This window comes from Geobacter psychrophilus, from assembly GCF_056821595.1.
The window spans coordinates 1202501-1220715 of the sequence record NZ_JBXDTU010000004.1; the positions used below are offsets into that span (position 1 = coordinate 1202501).

Annotated in this window: 18 protein-coding genes (1 of these 18 cut by a window edge); 7 read left to right on the forward strand and 11 right to left on the reverse strand. The window is 56.0% G+C overall.

Going from position 1 to position 18215, the window contains the following annotated elements:
* The 4 genes from ACOCF6_RS07880 to ACOCF6_RS07895 form a co-directional block, all read right to left on the reverse strand.
* On the reverse strand, positions 1 to 173 hold the 5' end (the start) of the coding sequence (locus tag ACOCF6_RS07880) for a complex I NDUFA9 subunit family protein (RefSeq protein WP_482459834.1). Its footprint begins 712 nt before the window's first position; only the first 173 of its 885 coding nucleotides appear in the window; its start codon is at positions 171 to 173; its stop codon lies beyond the left edge, outside the window.
* Complete coding sequence (gene recD / locus ACOCF6_RS07885; RefSeq protein ID WP_482459835.1) at positions 170 to 1909, reverse strand: exodeoxyribonuclease V subunit alpha; 1740 nt, start codon at positions 1907 to 1909, stop codon at positions 170 to 172. Before recD ends, ACOCF6_RS07880 begins: the two co-directional genes overlap by 4 nt.
* Entirely contained in the window at positions 1909 to 3009 is a 1101-nt protein-coding gene (locus ACOCF6_RS07890) for a GGDEF domain-containing protein (protein WP_482459836.1), read from the reverse strand. The genes recD and ACOCF6_RS07890 overlap by 1 nt, the downstream gene beginning before the upstream one ends.
* A gap of 79 nt (positions 3010 to 3088) precedes the next feature.
* Complete coding sequence (locus ACOCF6_RS07895) at positions 3089 to 3538, reverse strand: YqaA family protein (RefSeq protein ID WP_482459837.1); 450 nt, start codon at positions 3536 to 3538, stop codon at positions 3089 to 3091.
* A gap of 117 nt (positions 3539 to 3655) precedes the next feature.
* On the opposite strand from ACOCF6_RS07895, the gene ACOCF6_RS07900 reads away from it, so the two are divergent.
* The 3 genes from ACOCF6_RS07900 (at position 3656) to ACOCF6_RS07910 (ending at position 6571) form a co-directional block, all read left to right on the forward strand.
* Positions 3656 to 4693 carry a helix-turn-helix transcriptional regulator gene (locus ACOCF6_RS07900; RefSeq protein ID WP_482459838.1) on the forward strand — a complete coding sequence of 346 codons (1038 nt, stop codon included), beginning with the start codon at positions 3656 to 3658 and terminating at the stop codon, positions 4691 to 4693.
* A 93-nt stretch (positions 4694 to 4786) separates the two neighbouring features.
* Positions 4787 to 5932, forward strand: coding sequence for a class I SAM-dependent methyltransferase (locus ACOCF6_RS07905; RefSeq protein WP_482459839.1), 1146 nt, complete (start codon positions 4787 to 4789; stop codon positions 5930 to 5932).
* The gene (locus ACOCF6_RS07910; protein ID WP_482459840.1) at positions 5933 to 6571 is read left to right on the forward strand and encodes an HAD family hydrolase; all 639 of its coding nucleotides are present in this window, start codon (positions 5933 to 5935) and stop codon (positions 6569 to 6571) included.
* 101 nt (positions 6572 to 6672) lie between these two features.
* Here ACOCF6_RS07910 and ACOCF6_RS07915 read toward each other — a convergent pair whose 3' ends face one another.
* From ACOCF6_RS07915 to ACOCF6_RS07925, 3 genes are all read right to left on the reverse strand, one after another.
* Positions 6673 to 7632: an RluA family pseudouridine synthase gene (locus ACOCF6_RS07915; protein ID WP_482459841.1), complete on the reverse strand. Its 960-nt coding sequence runs from the start codon at positions 7630 to 7632 to the stop codon at positions 6673 to 6675.
* A gap of 125 nt (positions 7633 to 7757) precedes the next feature.
* Positions 7758 to 8021: a hypothetical protein gene (locus ACOCF6_RS07920; protein WP_482459842.1), complete on the reverse strand. Its 264-nt coding sequence runs from the start codon at positions 8019 to 8021 to the stop codon at positions 7758 to 7760.
* Positions 8022 to 8044: 23 nt separating this feature from the next.
* A complete protein-coding gene (locus ACOCF6_RS07925; protein ID WP_482459843.1) occupies positions 8045 to 9478 on the reverse strand; it encodes a Do family serine endopeptidase in 1434 nt (477 codons plus the stop codon).
* A 211-nt stretch (positions 9479 to 9689) separates the two neighbouring features.
* On the opposite strand from ACOCF6_RS07925, the gene ACOCF6_RS07930 reads away from it, so the two are divergent.
* Together ACOCF6_RS07930 and ACOCF6_RS07935 are read left to right on the forward strand one after the other, a co-directional pair.
* Positions 9690 to 10292, forward strand: a complete 603-nt coding sequence (locus tag ACOCF6_RS07930) for a helix-turn-helix domain-containing protein (RefSeq protein ID WP_482459844.1) — start codon at positions 9690 to 9692, stop codon at positions 10290 to 10292.
* Between the two features lie 87 nt (positions 10293 to 10379).
* Positions 10380 to 10649, forward strand: a complete 270-nt coding sequence (locus ACOCF6_RS07935) for a GSU3473 family protein (protein ID WP_482459845.1) — start codon at positions 10380 to 10382, stop codon at positions 10647 to 10649.
* On the opposite strand, the gene ACOCF6_RS07940 is transcribed toward ACOCF6_RS07935, so the two are convergent.
* The gene (locus ACOCF6_RS07940; protein WP_482459846.1) at positions 10624 to 11901 is read right to left on the reverse strand and encodes a M48 family metallopeptidase; all 1278 of its coding nucleotides are present in this window, start codon (positions 11899 to 11901) and stop codon (positions 10624 to 10626) included. The two genes, ACOCF6_RS07935 and ACOCF6_RS07940, sit on opposite strands and share 26 nt — an antisense overlap.
* Positions 11902 to 11978: 77 nt before the next feature.
* Positions 11979 to 12632: an isoprenoid biosynthesis glyoxalase ElbB gene (elbB, locus tag ACOCF6_RS07945; RefSeq protein ID WP_482459847.1), complete on the reverse strand. Its 654-nt coding sequence runs from the start codon at positions 12630 to 12632 to the stop codon at positions 11979 to 11981.
* Between the two features lie 294 nt (positions 12633 to 12926).
* Here elbB and ACOCF6_RS07950 point away from each other — a divergent pair, with 294 nt between their 5' ends.
* Positions 12927 to 14462: an SDR family oxidoreductase gene (locus ACOCF6_RS07950; protein ID WP_482459848.1), complete on the forward strand. Its 1536-nt coding sequence runs from the start codon at positions 12927 to 12929 to the stop codon at positions 14460 to 14462.
* A gap of 210 nt (positions 14463 to 14672) precedes the next feature.
* Positions 14673 to 16988 (forward strand): endopeptidase La, encoded by a 2316-nt coding sequence (gene lon, locus ACOCF6_RS07955; protein WP_482459849.1) that lies wholly within the window; start codon positions 14673 to 14675, stop codon positions 16986 to 16988.
* Between the two features lie 187 nt (positions 16989 to 17175).
* Here lon and ACOCF6_RS07960 read toward each other — a convergent pair whose 3' ends face one another.
* Positions 17176 to 17679 (reverse strand): MogA/MoaB family molybdenum cofactor biosynthesis protein, encoded by a 504-nt coding sequence (locus tag ACOCF6_RS07960; RefSeq protein ID WP_482463296.1) that lies wholly within the window; start codon positions 17677 to 17679, stop codon positions 17176 to 17178.
* A gap of 19 nt (positions 17680 to 17698) precedes the next feature.
* On the reverse strand, positions 17699 to 18202 hold the full coding sequence (gene moaC, locus ACOCF6_RS07965) for a cyclic pyranopterin monophosphate synthase MoaC (protein ID WP_482459850.1): 504 nt from the start codon (positions 18200 to 18202) through the stop codon (positions 17699 to 17701).
* Positions 18203 to 18215: the final 13 nt, after the last annotated feature.

The following is an 18215-nucleotide window of genomic DNA, read 5'->3' on the forward strand; positions in this document are numbered from 1 at the left end:
GTGTGTTCAAAACTTTCCAGGCGGGTCACATCGCCTTCGATCTGTTCAATTCCGTTTGATACATGCGGGCTGCGCTTATGGACCAGCAAGCGCAATTGATGTCCACGTTCCCGTAGTGCATCTATCAGGTGGCCGCCAACAAACCCCGTACCCCCGGCAATCAAAATCTTCACGATGGCACCTCATTCCATAACCTGTCCGCCAGCCCGGAGTGCCTCTCGATACACCGCTCCACTGCCCGGCAAAAAACCTCTTCATCACCCCAGATCTCTAATCCGGTACGAGCCCGGGTGACTGCAGTATACAGCAACTCGCGACTGAGTATGTCTGATACCTGATCAGGCAAAACCAGCAACACCCGGTCAAATTCGCTGCCTTGCGACTTATGTACGGTCAGAGCAAAAGCACTTTCATGTGGAGGCAGGCGCAGCGCAGAGAAGCCTCGCAGCACCGAATCCGTCGCCGGAAAGTAAACCGTTTGTCCCTGCGTAGCATTTGCAGCGCTCACCACCCCAGTATCTCCATTATACAGCCCAAGATCATAATTATTGACCGTTACCATGACCGGCATCAGCGGGATGCCACCATGAGCCTCCATTCGGGATTGAAGCAGGGCCGCTTCGGCCAGCCTGTTGAGTGCGACAATCCCGTATCTTCCTTCCCGAAGTGGTGCAAGAATGCGGAAACGCTCCAATTCATCGAGTGCTGCGGCAGGCGAAGTGACCTGGGCATAGCCTGCAAAACCTTCCGAGGCAGCCATCTTGAGCGCTTCAGCATAGCTCCCGTCAGGTGGAAGCGGGCACCAGCTCAGATCGCTGTAGAGTCCGGACTTGAGCAATGCTAAGGCACCTGCTCCATCCCCGGCGTTGATCAGACGGCTCAACCTCCCGATACCGCTCCGGTCAGTAAAGCGGTAACTTTTCGTCAGCTGAATAATGGCCGGACGGGTGCCAACCGGCATGGAATCCTGGCTACTCCCGGCACAGATATCCGACATAACCGCTCCCGATTCGACCGAGGCCAGCTGATCCCGGTCACCAAGCAGGATCACCCGTGCATCCGGACGCAATGCCTCCAGTAACCTGGCTAGAAGGGGCAGGTCGATCATGGAGGCTTCATCAACCACAAGCACGTCACACAACAGAGGGTTCTCCCGATTATGGCGGAAGCTTGACTGGCCGGGAATCACACCCAGCAGACGGTGGATGGTTGAGACCTCCTGCGGCAGCGCGGAACGGACGGATTCAGAAAGGGGCAGTAATTCAACGGACTGGCTAATGGACTGCTTCAGACGCATGGCAGCCTTGCCGGTCGGGGCCGCAAGCAGAATAACGGGAGGCACGTCATCGGCCAGCTCTAGCAACAGCGCCAGAATGCGGGCCACGGTAGAGGTCTTGCCTGTGCCGGGTCCTCCGGATATGACGGTAAATCGCCGTGTCAGGGTTGCCTGTGCGGCTTCTCGCTGCAGATCACCCTCGTCGCCCGCCAGGGGGAAATAGCGGTCCAGTGCAGCTGTGAATCGGGATGTATCACCAGATATCATCGCGCTGCGGGACAGAATCCCTTCCGCGACCCGGCGCTCGCAATCCCAGGAGCGATGCAGATACAGCCGACCGGCAGCGTCAAGCACGAGCGGCGTGAAGTCTCCAGGCCTGCCAACGGCTGCACACTCTGCCAAAAGCTCCTGCCAGCGGTCAACCGGAGGGATTAGCAGCGAACCGGATTCAGGGTTGAACGGCACTATTTCGTACCCGGCAGCCGCGGACAGGTCAAGGCAGACGCTGCCTCGGCAAGAAACCGCACTGGCAAGGGCGGCCGCAATCCATAGTCCACTTCTCTGCACAGGCTCGATGCGGCCAATGAAATCGGCAAAATAATGATCTAGACTCGAAAGCTGAATGGTATCCATTAGGTTATTATAACCCCTTCTCCCTCAGCAGCGGAAGCTGCGACATCCGCTTGATATTCATAGATGGTCAGGCGGTTTTTTCCACTACGCTTGCTTGCATACATGGCCTCATCCGCATTGGCCATAACCGTCTTCACATCCGGTCCATCCTCCGGATATCCGGCCAGGCCGGCCGAGAGGGTGGTGGAAAGCATATCCCCCTCAAACGGAAAAGGCGTAGCCGCCATGCCTGCCACAACACGCTCAACGGCAGCGACCACGTTGTCTTTGGTGGTTTCATTGAACATGATCACGAACTCGTCACCACCATACCGTGCACAGATATCCGAGGTACGGATATTGGAGGTGATCATGGCGGCCACCTGCCGGATCAGTTCCGTACCGGCAAAGTGACCATACTGGTCATTAATCTTCTTAAGGCCGTCGGCATCGAGCATGCAAATGGCAAAGTTGCGCTTATAACGCTTGGCCATCTTTTCCTGGACATCAGCCAGCATAAGGAAGTTACGCATATTGTTAATGCCGGTGACATCGTCAGTCAACGACAACCGTTCCACCTCCTGGCGGGCATTCTCGGTCTCGCCGGCCAGCATGGCACCCAGGTGGGCTATCAGCATATACGGGAACAGCTCCAGGATATGGGTCAGGTAGTAGTTGATCTCACGAAGGTCTGCCGCAGCCAGCAGGACATAGGACGTAATCGCCAGGCCGGCCATGAGATAGGTGATTCTGCGCCCCTGGGTCAGTGCTGCCGCCATCAGGACCAGATAGATCAGCGAGAGAAACGGGCTGGTAAGTTTGCCGGTATACCAGCAGACAGAAACGATGAATGCCAGGAAAACCATCAGGTCAATGAACGTTTTGAACTGGCTGTATCGGCGGGCAAGCACCCCATAGCGGGCATTCACATTATAGAAGAACAAAATCAGGCAGAATATGGCCAAAAAGGAGAGACTTGACTCATCAGAAGAGGGCATGAGCTTGGTTGCAAGGGCAACCAGAGCAATCAACAGCCAGGAGATATTTCCCATGATACGGTCGTAGCCCTTAAAGCGCTGCTGAACTCCCGTATCAACACTATGCTGTTGAGAATCATCCATGCTGCCCTCCGGCACTGTCTCACGCATCGCTTCCCGGTACCAGTTGACAAGCGCCACGCTGTCGAGAAATCCTGGCTCCTTATCCTGCGGTTCCCAGTGTAATCCAGGCAGTAACAGCATAACGTACAAACTTGCCTGAGGCAACCAGCAGGGTAAAGAGCCCGAAATTGATCCGCAAGACCCCGCCTACCATACAGAGGGGATCACCGACAATCGGCAGCCAGGAAAACAGCAGCGAGAACACGCCATAGCGACGATAGTGGTCACGGGCACGTTCCTGCTGTTCGGGTGACACCCGCAGAACGTTTTCAACCAGCCAGACACCACCGTACATCCCGATCAGGTACGTCGTTACGGCCCCGAGATAATTTCCGACTGTGGCAACTGCTACCGTTGAAAACGGCTCGTATCCGCTTGCCAGCATCATCACCAGCAGCCACTCAGAGCCGAGCGGCAGCAGGGTCGAGGCCAGGAAACTGACCGTAAACAGGGTGACATACCCCGGCTGGTTCAGCCAGTCATGTGCCATGACAGTATACGTCAGAAATTGATTGTCAAATGGATTCAATTGGCTACAATACCTCCGGGACATCTTATATCAGACGGGGCATTGTAACCATATTTGGGAAATCGGCAAGGAGGAAGCATGCAGAAAGGAAAACCAACCAAAAAATATTCCCAGGCAGGGCGGCTCCACTCAATAATCCGGTTACTGGAAGTCCGGCGCGGCATGACCCTGGACGATTTGGCCGAAGAGTGCGGAGTCGACCGGCGCACCATCCACCGTGACCTGAATGCTGTTGAGGAAGCCGGCTACACTCTTACATCCGAGTGGCAGGAGGGGAAAAAGATCTACAGCTTCCTGAGCAAATCCCGTAATATCCCGCCCATAACCTTCACCCTCAACCAGCTGATGTCACTCTACCTGCTACGCTCCCTGGGAGGTGTCCATCTGGCCGGGACACCCTTCCAGACCGAAATTGACGACCTGTTCCGCAACATCACCTCGGTCCTGCCCGACCGTTACGCAGCACACCTGGAAAGGATCGCCCGTGTGTCGCTGCCGCTTCTGCACGGAGCGCGGAACTACTCTTCATCAGCAACCTATATGGAGGGGCTGCAGCGGGCCCTGCTCCACCAGTACCGCATACGACTGGAATATGCAAAAAAAGGAACCAGTGAATCCGAATCCTACGATGTCGATCCGTACACCCTGGTTTTCTATAAAGGCGGTATGTACCTGTTGGGGCTGGCCCATAACCGTACCGGCATGCGCCTGTTTGCACTGGAAAGGATTCGCGGGATTGAGGTGACACGGCAGCGTTTTGAAATACCCGAAGGGTATCAGCCGGAAGCCCATTTCGACACTGCCTTCGGGCTCGTACGGGACAACACCATGCGGGTGCGGGTCCGCTTTTCTCCCGAGGTGGCCCACACGATCAGGGAACGGGTCTGGAGACCGGAACAGCAGGTCAAGACCGATAGAGATGGGCGGGTGACCCTCGAATTCGAGGCCGCCGGGGAGATGGAACTGGTAGCCTGGATACTCTCCTACGGCATGCATGCCGAAGTGCTTGAACCTCCCGAGTTGCGCCAGGAGGTCAAGCGCCAGGTGCGTGAGATGCGCCAGTATTACCGCAGCAAGGACAAGAAATTGGACAAAGGCGGCAAACAGCATGTTTGACAACACTGACTGCCTGAATTATAAAAGACCCTCTTTTTCTGAACTTCCGATCAGTACATTTTGAAATATCCTGCTTATCCGGACCAGGAGCTTATGAGCGATAACAACCTCCTCAATGACATTCTTTCCCAACGCATCTCGCAACAGGGCCGCATCACCTTTGCCGATTTCATGGCAGCCTGCCTCTATGAGCCGGGCCTGGGTTATTACACCTCGCCAGGACGCAAGGTTGGTGCCGAAGGCGATTTTTACACCAGTATATCGGTACATGCCGCCTTCGGCCGGGTGATTGCCCGAGAAATTGCCCAAATGTGGCGCTGCATGGGCTCTCCTGCCGCATTTACCCTGGTTGAGTGCGGGGCCGGAAATGGACGGCTGGCGTGCGACATCATGGATTATCTGGCCGAACGGGAGCCATCCCTCTATGGCAGCCTGCAGCTGGTACTGGTAGAAAAAGAGCCGACTCTGGAGTCGGCGCAACAGGAGATGCTGGCTGCTCACGCAGGCCACGTCGCCTGGCTGTCGCCGGATGAATTCGCATCAGGACGCTTCACCTTCAGCGGCTGCCTGTACTCCAATGAACTGATCGATGCCCTGCCGGTGCATCGAGTGGTAATGACCGTCGAAGGGCTGCAGGAAATCTATGTCACCTTGAAGGACGGCGAGTTCAGCGAAGAAACCGGCCCGCTCTCAACTCCTGCCATCCAGGAGCACCTTTCCCGCATTGCCATTGAGCTGCATCCGGGCCAACAGGCCGAAATCAACCTGGCAGCGCCGCTCTGGCTGGATGAGGCATCACGAACACTGCAAAAAGGCTTCATACTGACCATAGATTACGGTTTCCCGGCCATGGAACTGTACGCCCCCCATCGCACACGGGGGACGCTGCTCTGTTACCATCGTCACCAGATTGTAGAAAACCCGTACATACGCCTGGGAAAGCAGGACATCACCGCCCATGTCGACTTCACCACGCTGATGAAACAAGGCGAAGAACTGGGTCTGCACGCAAACTGGTTTGGCGAACAGTATCGTTTTCTCCTGTCAGCCGGGATCGTAGAGGAAATAGAAGAGATCGAACGGTCAGACGCCAGCGACGAACATAAGCTCAAACTGCGACTGGCACTGAAAAAACTGATCCTGCCCGAGGGGGGCATGGGTGACACCTTCCGGGTTTTGATCCAGTCCAAAGGCATCGATGCCGTCCGGCTGCTCTGTCAGCGCAGGATCGGAGGCTGAGTGCCGGGACAACTGAACGATATCCGCGGAATCATATTTGACCTTGACGGCACCCTGTATGTCTCGCCCTCCTTTGCCGCAGCAATTCAGGAAGCAGCAGCGAACTACATCAGCGAAATCAAAAAGATAGACCTTGAGGAAGCGCGCCGGCTGATGACTGAAACCCGCAGCTATCTGATAGATGAGCGCGACGAGATTCCGACACTTTCTGCTGTCTGCTGTGAACTGGGAGGCAATGTACGCGACCTGCACAGCTACTTCGAAGCAACCCTCCAGCCTGAAGCCCATCTGACACAAAACCAGGATGTCATAGCACTGCTTGAAAACCTGTCCAAAAGCCGCCCGCTGTACCTTTTCACCAACAACAACCGTGCCCTGACAACCCGTATACTCGAACTCATTGGGTTAACCACACTGTTTCGACATACCTATACCATTGACGACACCTGGAAGGGTAAACCTGACGAGGGCCTGCTGGATCGGATCCTCGCAGAAAACGGACTCATGCCATCACAGGCCCTGTTTGTAGGCGACCGTTACGATGTAGACCTGCGACTGCCCGAACAGCGCGGCTGCCCGGTCTATCTGAGTCAAAGCATAGAACAGTTGTTGCGACTGGAGACACTGCTGAAGGACTGATACCACCCACAGTTTTACAGGACAGTAAATGCGAGAGGGCGCACCGTAATACCGGTGCGCCCATTTTTGTTGTGCGGTGGCTGACAAAAACTATCTGATCATCAGGGAGGGGTGCTGCCGGCCAGGTAGTCGCAGAGAGCCTGCATGTCACTGGGCATATCGATGGTAAACTCCAGATATTCTTCCGTAACCGGGTGAATGAATCCGAGGGTGCGGGCATGCAGTGCCTGGCGCCCCAACGTTGTGATCATCTTTTTCAACCGCGGATCGGCCAGATTATTGACCCGTCCCCCGTCAGGATAGAGCGGATCGCCCAGAAGCGGGAATCCGGCCTCAGTCATGTGCACCCGGATCTGGTGTGTGCGTCCGGTCTCCAGTCGCAGCTCCATCAGGGTAATCCGACCGTAACGCTCTTTCACCCGCCAACGGGTAATGGCGTGCTTGCCGTGTCTGGCCTTGCCCGATTGCCGCAGGCGTTCGGTAGGATGACGGCCGATGGCACCTTCAATCTTGCCGCTATCCGTCTGGGGCGTGCCGAAAACCAGCGCCTGATAGATCCGTTTAACGGAATGCACATGAAACTGGGCCGACAGCGCCCGATGCGCACGGTCGCTCTTGGCTGCCACCAGCACACCGGACGTACCTTTATCCAGGCGATGAACGATACCGGGTCGCAGTTCGCCTCCGATGCCTGAAAGGTCGGTGCAGTGCGCCAGCAGGGCATTTACCAGCGTACCGCTGCTGTTCCCGGGGCCAGGGTGCACCACCATGCCGGCCGGCTTGTTGATAACGATCAGTTCACCATCCTCGTAGAGGACCTCCAACGGAATCGCTTCCGGTTGCGGTTCGGCTTCCGTGGGCTCCGGTATCTCTACCGAAACCAGCTCACCACCCTTCAGCTTCAATGAGGGTCGGACAATCTGGCCGTCAACAAGTACCTTGCCGGCTTCGATCAGGCGCTGTACGGCGGTCCGGGTCTCACCCTCCAACTGACTGCTGATGAACAGGTCAAGACGCATGGACTCACAATCAACGGGGTATGTCAGGGTTGTAATATTCATTGCAACTCAATTCTCATTGCGATACACGGGGTACGTGTGCCAACGACGGGTTATTTCAGGGTTTAAAAAACAAAGGCGCACCCCTTTCGGGCACGCCTTCCGAAAAATCATTGCAAAACCGACCACTACCAGATGGAGGACTCGATCTTTCCGGCCCGCTTGATAAGTACATCAACCACCGCAATCTCGTAGATAATATCAGGATTAAGATCAGGTGACACCCGTGAGAGGAAGTGCTGGCGACCTTCTTCCAGCTCTGCGTCGAGAATATCGAAGATATTGTCGTTCTTAATGCCGCTTTCAACCTTCTCCGGGTTGTACATGGCAACATCGGAGAGAATGGCTCTCGCTAACCGCTTCGCAAGTTCTGGACTGTCAATCAGGCTCATGATCACTCTTTCCTTAATCGTAGTTATTTTATCCGTAAGGCAAAATAGATACTTGTATTACCGCGCCGGACCAAAATTGTCATGCTGCTGCCATGCCCGGCCTGCTGAATGATGCGTTGGTACTCACCACTGTTGGAAATCTTTTTCCGGTTAATGGAGACGATCACGTCGCCGCGCCGGATTCCCGCCTCGGCAGCGGTGCCCCCCCCGGCAACATCAACCACCACCACACCACCCTGCTCAGCATCACTGACTGCAAGACCGAGCAGGTCCGCCTGACCCGACTGTCCGCCGCCATCGTCATCCGGATTCCGGCGCTGTTTGGGCGCTGCCTCAGCGCTGGAGAGGGTCAGACTTAGTTCCAGTTCCTTGCCGTCACGGAAGACTTTCAGCTTGACGGCCTTAGCGATGCCGGACTCTGCCACAAGACGCTGCAGGTGAGAGGGATCCTTTACATCGTAACCGTTAAAGGTAATGATCACATCACCCTGTCGCACACCGGCCTTTTCTGCCGGCCCACCTTTCTGAACGTCATTGACCAGCGCCCCCCTGACCTGCTTCAGGCCGAAAGAGCGGGCAAGATCCTCGGTAACCGGCTGGATAGTAACACCCATGTATCCGCGACTGACATTACCCTTTTGCAGCAGTTGGGTGACAATCGGCTTTGCCATGGTGATCGGGATTGCAAAGCCTATACCCTGACCGGCTGCCACAATCGCAGTATTGATGCCGATTACCTCGCCATGGATATTCAGGAGCGGCCCCCCTGAATTGCCGGGATTGATGGAGGCATCGGTCTGGACAAAGTTCTCATAGGTCTCGATGCCCATATTGGAGCGTCCGGTGGCAGAGATAACACCCACCGTCATGGAGCGCTCCAAACCGAAAGGATTACCGATCGCAATGGCCCACTGTCCAACTTCCAGCTTTTCAGAATCACCCAACACCGCCACCGGTAGGTCGGCAGCATTGATCTTGATCACGGCGATATCAGTTTTCTGGTCAGCGCCAATCACCTTGGCATCATAGACCTTATCATTGGAGAGCTTGACCTGTATGCTTTCGGCATCACGAACCACATGGTCGTTGGTAACAATGTAGCCATCCTTGCTTATGATAAAACCTGATCCAAGGCTTTTGTCGCGCCTGAACTGCGGAGCGCCGAAAAAATCCTCAAAAAAAGGCGACATCTCAAAGAACGGCTGGACAATCTTCTTGCGGCTGACGGTTGATATATTGACGACGCAGGGTGTGACCTGTTTAGCGACCGTACTGAAAGCCTTCTGGGTAGACAGAATATCGGACGGAACATCCTTGACCGGCGCTTCTGCCTCACCCGCCTTGCGTTTTGACTCCAAAAATAGCGGTGAATCGCCTTTGCCTGAGCAACCTGCCAGGCAGCCGACAGCCAAGAAGCAGATAATTGCAAACTGTATTGAGCGAAGTGATCCTGTCATATTTACACTACCGGAAACGATGTACGTTATATCCACTGAAAGAAGCAAAAGACTAGCTACATTTACACGTTATGTCAACGGAATTAATGTCTCACAATACTGACGATCACTACCGTTCTATCTGCCATAATAATGTTATTGAAAACACCGGCCGCTTTGTGTAACCATATTAAATAATAGAAATCTATCGCAATTCGCTTGGAGATACAGCATGAGCGACATCAAGGCACAGATCAGGGAATTTCGTATTGGTGAGAAGATCCGGGGCTTGCGCCAACATAAACGGCTGACCCTGCAGGAACTTTCAGATCTAACAACCCTCTCAAAACCGCTTTTGTCCCAGATCGAGAATCAGCAGGTCGTTCCGCCCCTGGCAACACTGCTCAAGATTGCCAAAGGACTCAAGGTCGGCATCCATTTCTTCTTTGAGGACGAGGGCAATCGCCAGAAGTATGTACTGACCAGACGGGAGGATGTCAGAGAGGATGAAAACGTTCCCCGCCCGGTTGCCAATGACATTACACGGCCATACACCTATCACTCTCTGGCTCAGGGACTCCGCCACAAACATATGGAACCATTTCTGGTTGAGTTTGAAGGGCGCGAATGGGATGAAAAACTCTTCTTCAAACACGAAGGGGACGAAGAGTTCCTCTACGTAACCGAGGGGGAACTGGATTTCCACTACAACAGCGAGATCCTGCGACTGCGCACCGGCGACAGCATCTATTATGACTCCAGCCAACCCCACGGATGGGTTGCAATTGGCCCGGAAAAGGCAAAAGCCGTTGCAGTATTGTATTCAAAGGAGTAATTGCATCGAATAGCACCTGACAGTACCGAAGAAATCACCGCAACCTGCCGTCTTCCTGTAACCATGTCCTGCAACAGGAGAACAACAATGAAGATTCCAGTCATGTCCCATTACGACTCCGTAGAGAATGTCGATGCCCGCGATCTTAAACGTCTGATCGCTTCCGGTTCCGTGCTCGCCTTTCGGCGATCAGAATGCTGGGTAAAAATAGGGGCGGATCCGGTGCGCGGCGATGGCGGCCACGAGTACGATGGGCCCGAGCGGCGCAATATCATCCAGAAACCGATATCTGAGGAACAAAAACGTGCCGGACATTACTGCGTGCTGGGGGTCAGCGGCCCGCCATCGGAATGGTGATCTCCCTTGATGACTCCGCCCATTTCAGCAGCATCCCGACCCGCTCAACTACCGGAGGATGCGAATAATAAAAGCCGGCATACAACGGGTGGGGAAAGAGGTTGGAAAGATTTTCGGCCGACATCTTGACGAGTGCCGAGGCCAGATCCTGCGGCCTGCCGGTCAGGTCGGCAGCGAAACGGTCCGCCTCCCGCTCATGACAGCGTGACCGCCAGGCCGAAAAAGGACCCAGTGGAAACAGAACCAGTGAAGACGCAAAACCGAGTACAACCATCCGGGCCGGAAGCGATATATCGTACGGAAGTTCCAACAAGCCCGGCAGCCCCGGCCACATCAACAACTTGAAACTGAGCCACGCCCCTCCTAAAGCAAGCAGTTCGGCCCACAGCAGCCGTTTCCAGATATGCCCCTTCTTCCAATGGCCGATCTCGTGTGCCAGCACCGCCACAATCTCGCCGTGGCTCATCTGTTGGATCAGGGTATCGTAGAGTACAATCCGCTTGACCTTTCCTATGCCGGTAAAGTAGGCGTTGGAGTGTTTGCTGCGCCGTGATGCGTCCATCTGCAAGACTTTCCCGACCTTGAGCCCGGCCTTCTCCATCATGGCTCGGATCTCTTCCTCCAGCCCTGCTTCAGTGACCGGTTCATATTTATTGAACAGCGGCTCGATGATGTACGGAGAGATAAACATCATAAACAGGCTGAAGACAGCCATGAAACCCCACACCCACAGCCACCAGCGTTGCGGGCTCCACCCGATCAACCAGAAAACGACGGCAATCAACACCGCCAGCAACAGTGAACCAATGGCCTGTGACTTCAGAAAATCGGTGATCCAGAGACGCGCTGTCGTGGTGTTGAAACCATAGCGCGCTTCAATTACGAAGGTGCCGTACAGGTCAAAGGGAACCCCCAGCAGTGTCTGGGCCCAGGTCAGCAGCAGGAAAAAGACGATAGCAGCAGGGATGGCGGACCCGTTCAACCCGCTGACAATACCGTCATACGCCGAGAGGACGCCACCGAACAGAAAGATGATCAGCAGAAGGTTGTCAAACAGTGAGTCCCATAGGCCCATCCGGCTTGAATCGAGGGTGTAGGAGGTACTGGTACGGAGTTTTTCCTCATTAATAGCATCCTCGAAACCTTCCGGGACCTTTGCACCGTGCTGCTTGAGGTGCTGCAGATTGATGTGACGCAGCCAGTAGGTGAATGCGGTGATAGCGGCAAAAAGGCTGAACAGGGCAATTTTCATCTAGGTACACGTCCTTTGAAAGCAGAAGGGCGAAGCACCTGTGTCTTCGCCCTTGCATTGTGATACGTGTGCATTTTTCAGATCAGCTTGATGACTTCCTTCACGCACTTCTCGATCCCTTCGTACGCTTCGGAGATGCGGTTGGCCAGCATGTAGGCCGGTGTTGATACAAGCTTGTTCTTCGTATCCACCACAAACCCGGTCACCGGGCACTCCTGGTGTTTTGCACCGGTCTTCTCGATCTCGGCGGCAGTGCCGCTATCATTGCCGATGGTCACGGTGGTGGCATATTCTTTACCCAGGACCGATGCGATAACGACTGGAGCGATGCAAATTGCGCCAATCGGTTTCCCGGCAACAGCCATCTCTTTCAGCAACCTGGCAACTTGGGGGTTAACCGAAGCTTCAGCGCCTTTCGTGGCAAAATCGCACAGGTTCTTGGCGGCACCGAAACCGCCGGGAAAGATAATCGCATCCAGATCAGCAGCCTTCACATCCTTGATATCGCGGATATTGCCACGGGCGATGCGGGCCGACTCCACCAGCATATTGCGCCGTTCGCCCGTTTCCTGCATGGACAGGTGATCTGTTACGGCAAAATCGGTATTCGGTGCCATACAGACCGCTTCACAGCCCGCCTGGTCGATGGCCAGCAGGGCAAATACCGCTTCGTGGATTTCACTGCCGTCCCGCACTCCACATCCTGAAAGTACAACTCCGATCTTCTTCATACCTGTTCCTCCTCCTTTTTGCGATGTCACCGGCAATCAGAACTGTTCTCTATGAGGTTTCCATTGAAGTGTATTGTGCCATAACCCTGTCATATGGCAAGGGATAAGTTAGCTCACAGACTGCAGGTGCGGCGCGATTCCCGTTCAGCTGGATGCCGGTGCAGAGAACAGTGGACAGCCGCTCCAACTCCATGATAACAATTTTTATATGACATCTGCCAGGGTCTTACAAACACCCTCCTGATGCGACCGGTTGTTGATCAGCATTTAATCTGCAAACGACAAGGAACCTCCATGCCAACCGATGACATACAAGCCCCGATCCTGGTTGCGGGCGCCACCGGCTACATCGGTGCCCGGTTGATTCCCCGGCTGCTGCAGGCCGGGTACAAGGTCCGGGCCCTGGCCCGTACGCCGGCCAAAATCGGGAATCGACCCTGGAGCCGTCATCCGAATATGGAGATCGTGAAGGTTGACGTTCTCGACCGCGCGGCCCTGACAACAGCCTGCCGGGGGTGCAGTTCAGCATACTACCTGGTCCACTCCATGAATCATACGACTGGCGATTTTGCCAGAACCGACCGTGAAGCAGCCACAAATATGGTCGCCGCTGCCGAAGCAGGCGGACTCAAACGGATCATTTATCTCAGCGGACTGGGCGAATGGCAAGACACCCTGAGCAAGCATCTGAGTTCACGGGCTGAGGTGGCAGACATCCTGCGCAGCGGCACGGTACCGGTCACGGTCCTGCGGGCGGCCATGATCATCGGTTCGGGCAGCGCCTCCTTTGAAATCCTGCGCTACCTGGTGGAACGATTGCCGATCATTGTCACCCCGCGCTGGGTTGATGTCCCCTGCCAGCCGATCGGTGTCCGCAATGTCCTGCACTACCTGATCGGCTGCCTTGAATGTGAAGACACTGTCGGAGAAATCTTTGACATCGGCCAGGACCAGGTGGTTACGTATCGCCAGTTGATGGAGATTTTTGCCGAGGAGGCCGGTCTGCCGAAGCGGCTGATCATCTCGGTTCCGGTACTGACACCGAGGCTGAGCTCCGCCTGGATCCACCTGTTGACTCCGGTGCCGGCTGTCCTGGCCCGCCCCCTGGCAGAAGGTTTGCGCAACAAGGTCGTCTGCAGCGACAACCGCATCCGAGCACTCATTCCGCAAGAGCTGTTCGACTGCCGACTGGCGATCCGCCTGGCCCTGGAACGGGTCCGACAACGCCAGATTGAAAGCTCCTGGATCGATGCCGGCCGGATTCCTCCCTCCGAATGGAGCACACCCAGTGATCCGAGCTGGGCCGGGGGCACCTTTTACAACGATTCGCGGCAGATCCACCTGGCGGCCACCCCCGAGGAAATCTGGCGGGCGGTTGCCAGTATCGGGGGGGAATCCGGCTGGTACTATGGCGACTGGCTCTGGAAGCTACGTGGCTATCTCGATCAACTGGCCGGAGGGGTTGGTCTGCACCGGGGGCGGCGCTGCCCCCTTGAGCTTTCCCCGGGCGAGGCCCTGGATTTCTGGCGGGTGGTGGAAGTCACGAAACCCACCCGGCTGCTGCTGGTGGCCGAGATGAAGCTCCCCGGAGAAGCGACCCTTGAATTTCGCATTGAGGAAATTTCTCCCGGGGTAAGCGTGCTGAAGCAGATTGCCCATTTTCTGCCGTATGGCCTCCAGGGACTGCTGTACTGGTATGCGGTCACCCCCTTTCACAACTTCATCTTCAACGGCATGCTGAGAGGGATCGGCACGGCTATTTCCCGGCCGGTCATCCGTGGTCCTGAAAAAATACCGGACAACCAGGCCGCGGACACTCTAAAGGTTTAATGTACCGGCCCCGAAAACGGGATACGAGCGTTATCGAAGTCGTTTTCTGCCGGCCCCGATAAACGGAATAAGTACGATCACGAAATTATTTCTGCAACAAAAACCGCAGAAATAATTTCTATCGTACTAAAAACGCAGAAAACGACTTCTAACTTACTAAATCTGTGCTAAAATCCGCCTTCAAGATTTTCATGTAAAGGACCACCCACCATGCCCCACTCCGACATACTCGTCCCCGAAAAGCTGCCGCTGTATATTCAGCAGGAAATGGTGCCCTTTCCCTATATGGTTTTCCCGGTCTATGTCAACGATCGCGACCTGCTGACATTTACCGAAGCCGATAATTACGACAAACTGGTGGCTGTGGTTCTGCGCCGGCCGGTCGACTCCCTGGGAGACCGACCGGGTGAAATCAGTGAAATCGGCACCCTGTGCCGAGTCAACCAGATCAAGAAGATTGGCAACAGCAAGTTCAAGGTAACCCTGGAGGGGATCAACCGCCTGCGCATCCTGGAAACAGAACCAACAGCGCTGATCACACTGGCTCACTGCGAGGTGGTGCGGGAGTTCGTGGAAAAAAACCTGGTCTCGGATGCCCTGGTGCAAAGCCTGAACGCCCTGCTGAAGATCTCCCTTTCCCACGGCAAACCCCTGCCCGATGATGTCATGAAGATGATCGATTACATCGACAACCCGGCCCGCCTGTCAGACCTGGTGGCGCTGTACGTCAATCTGCCTTTGATCGAATTGCAGGAATTACTGGAAACGGTCGATCCGCTGGAGCGCCTCAAAAAGGTTTACGTGCACCTCACCAACGAAGTCCAGCGCATGCAGGTCAAGAACGAGGTTACCAACGAAGTTACCAAGCGGGTCGGGAAAAACCAGAAGGAATACATTCTGCGCGAGCAGATGAAACATATCCAGGAGGAACTGGGCGATGAGGATCCCAAGTCTTCCGACATGAATGAACTCCGTCGCCAGATCGACGAGGCCGAACTGCCGGAGGACATCAAGAAAATCGCCGACAAGGAGCTGAAACGACTGGAGCGCATCAACCCGGCCTCTCCGGAGCACAACGTTGCCCGCACCTACCTGGACTATCTGGCCGGAATGCCCTGGAACAAGAGCACCGATGATAGTCTGGACATTATCCGGGCCGAAGAGATCCTTAACGAGGACCACTACAACCTGAAAAAGGTCAAGGAACGCATTCTGGAGTTTCTGGCCGTGCGTTCACTCAAGGAGAACATGAAGGGACCGGTGCTGTGCTTCGTCGGCCCGCCCGGCGTGGGCAAGACTAGCCTGGGCAGATCCATCGCCCGTTCCCTGGGTCGCAAGTTCGTGCGCATCTCACTGGGGGGCATGCGCGACGAGGCCGAGATCCGCGGACATCGCCGCACCTACATCGGTGCCCTGCCGGGACGGATCATCAAGGAACTCTTCCGCTGCGGGGCCAATAACCCTGTCTTCATGCTGGACGAGATCGACAAACTGGGACAGGACTTCCGCGGCGACCCTTCCAGCGCGCTGCTGGAGGTGCTGGATCCGGAGCAGAACTTCTCCTTCCAGGATCACTACCTGGACGTTCCCTTCGACCTGTCCAAGGTGATGTTCATCACCACCGCCAACCAGCTTGACCCGATCCCCGGCCCGCTCAAGGACCGGATGGAGGTCATCCGTCTGGCCGGCTACAGCACCGAGGAGAAGCTGCACATTGTCCGCAACTTCATCATCAAGAAGGAGATCGAGGAAAACGGCCTGGTCAACTACCCGCTGGAATTCAGCGACGAAGCCATCATCAGGATCATCAGCGACTACACACGTGAGGCGGGTGTGCGCAACCTGCAGCGCACCATCGGCTCCATCTGCCGCAAGGTGGCCAAGGAGATCACGCAGAAAAAGGAACCACGAACAAACATTACCCCTGAGGTGGTGGTTGAACTGCTCGGCCCGAAGAAGTTCCACAACGAGGTCGCTGCCGAAAGCGACCGGATCGGCGTGGTCACCGGCATGGCCTGGACCGAGACCGGCGGGGACATCCTCTTCGTGGAGGCGACCTCCATGCCCGGCAAGCCCGAGCTGATCCTGACCGGCTCACTGGGCGATGTCATGAAAGAGTCGGCCCGGGCAGCGCTCTCATACATCGAGGCCCACGCCGCAGATTTCGGCATTACGCCAGAGGCCTTCGAAAACCGTGCTATCCACATCCACGTCCCGTCGGGCGCCATCCCCAAGGATGGCCCTTCGGCCGGCGTGACCATGGTCACCGCACTGGTATCACTCCTGACGGAAAAACCGGCCAAGCGCGGGGTGGCCATGACCGGCGAGATTACCCTGACCGGGCGAGTGCTTGCTATCGGGGGATTGAAGGAAAAGGTGCTGGCGGCCCACCGGGCCGGAGTCAGGAAGATTATTGCGCCGGAGCGCAACAAGGATGATCTGGACGACATCCCCGAGAATGTCCGCCAGGAGCTGGAATTCATCTTTATCAATGAGGCCCGCGAGGCGCTGGCAGTAGCCTTGTGACCTCAAGCCTGCTGTTACGTGATTCAAAACGCCCCTGTCGGGAAATCCCGGCAGGGGCGTTGCTTTTGCTCATCACTATCGTTCCTCCCCCTTCAAGGGGGAGGTTAGGAAGGGGATGTGGTGCTGATTCCGCCACCGGAAATAACCCATCCCCACCCCGACCCTCCCCTTGAAAGGGAGGGAGATATTACTTCTGAAGATCGAACCTGCCTGCACAATCCTCCTGCCCGCCGCGAATCTTCTCCACCCCATGTCCGATGGCCGGCCATATCGCCGCCAGATTCTCCACCGCTCCCTTGGGGCTCCCCGGCAGATTGATAATCAGCGACTGGTGCCGGATGCCGGCCACCGCCCGCGACAACGCCGCCATGGGGGTAATCTTCAGACTTTCCTGCCGCATCAGCTCTCCCAATCCGGGGATCATCCTGCCGCAGACCTGCATGGTCGCCTCGGGGGTGACATCACGGGGCGAGACACCGGTACCGCCGGTGGTCAGGATCAGGTCGGCGATATCCCGATCCGCCCAATCCGTAAGTACCTGTACGATCTGCTCATATTCATCGGGGATGACATGGGCATGCACTGTACGCACCCCGCGCTCCGCCAGCCAGGCCGAAAGGGCCGGTCCGCTTTCGTCGGTCCGTTCGCCGCGCGACCCCTTGTCGGACAGGGTCAATATTGCTGCTCTGATCTGGTTCATCTCCCCTCCTCTAAATTATCGCCATGTCGTGCCCGACAACCGCATCCCGCCGGTAGACACCGCTCTTGCCTCCCTCTTTGTACAAAAGGCTGATCTGACCGATTGCGATAGACTTATCGGCCCCTTTGCACATATCGTAAATCGTCAGGGCGGCCAGAGTTGCGCCGGTCATGGCCTCCATCTCTACTCCGGTCCGCTCCAGGGCGCGTACCGTGCACCTGATTGCAATCGTACCTGCATCCGCATCCTGCTCAAAGTCCACTGTCACATGGTGAATGGCCAGAGGGTGAGAAAGCGGGATCAGCTCCGGAGTCCGTTTTGCGGCCTGGATGCCGGCCAGACGCGCCACCCCCAGCACATCCCCCTTGGCCATGCCGCCGCTGTTGATGGCTGACAACAACTCCGGCGACATCAGAACTACGGCCTCGGCTATGGCGGTCCGCAAGGTCGGCTGCTTGGCGGAGATATCCACCATAACCGCATGGCCGCGTTCATCGAAATGATTAAAGTTCATAGTTCCACCTTTT

Coding starts and splice junctions, on each gene's coding strand:
- ACOCF6_RS07905 (WP_482459839.1), top strand. CDS start 4,787: ATGAGCGATAACAACCTCCTCAATGACATTCTTTCCCAACGCATCTCG.
- moaC (WP_482459850.1), bottom strand. CDS start 18,202: ATGAACTTTAATCATTTCGATGAACGCGGCCATGCGGTTATGGTGGAT.
- ACOCF6_RS07890 (WP_482459836.1), bottom strand. CDS start 3,009: ATGGATGATTCTCAACAGCATAGTGTTGATACGGGAGTTCAGCAGCGC.
- lon (WP_482459849.1), top strand. CDS start 14,673: ATGCCCCACTCCGACATACTCGTCCCCGAAAAGCTGCCGCTGTATATT.
- recD (WP_482459835.1), bottom strand. CDS start 1,909: ATGGATACCATTCAGCTTTCGAGTCTAGATCATTATTTTGCCGATTTC.
- ACOCF6_RS07895 (WP_482459837.1), bottom strand. CDS start 3,538: ATGGCACATGACTGGCTGAACCAGCCGGGGTATGTCACCCTGTTTACG.
- ACOCF6_RS07940 (WP_482459846.1), bottom strand. CDS start 11,901: ATGAAAATTGCCCTGTTCAGCCTTTTTGCCGCTATCACCGCATTCACC.
- ACOCF6_RS07935 (WP_482459845.1), top strand. CDS start 10,380: ATGAAGATTCCAGTCATGTCCCATTACGACTCCGTAGAGAATGTCGAT.
- ACOCF6_RS07925 (WP_482459843.1), bottom strand. CDS start 9,478: ATGACAGGATCACTTCGCTCAATACAGTTTGCAATTATCTGCTTCTTG.
- ACOCF6_RS07900 (WP_482459838.1), top strand. CDS start 3,656: ATGCAGAAAGGAAAACCAACCAAAAAATATTCCCAGGCAGGGCGGCTC.
- ACOCF6_RS07950 (WP_482459848.1), top strand. CDS start 12,927: ATGCCAACCGATGACATACAAGCCCCGATCCTGGTTGCGGGCGCCACC.
- ACOCF6_RS07920 (WP_482459842.1), bottom strand. CDS start 8,021: ATGAGCCTGATTGACAGTCCAGAACTTGCGAAGCGGTTAGCGAGAGCC.
- ACOCF6_RS07930 (WP_482459844.1), top strand. CDS start 9,690: ATGAGCGACATCAAGGCACAGATCAGGGAATTTCGTATTGGTGAGAAG.
- ACOCF6_RS07915 (WP_482459841.1), bottom strand. CDS start 7,632: ATGAATATTACAACCCTGACATACCCCGTTGATTGTGAGTCCATGCGT.
- elbB (WP_482459847.1), bottom strand. CDS start 12,632: ATGAAGAAGATCGGAGTTGTACTTTCAGGATGTGGAGTGCGGGACGGC.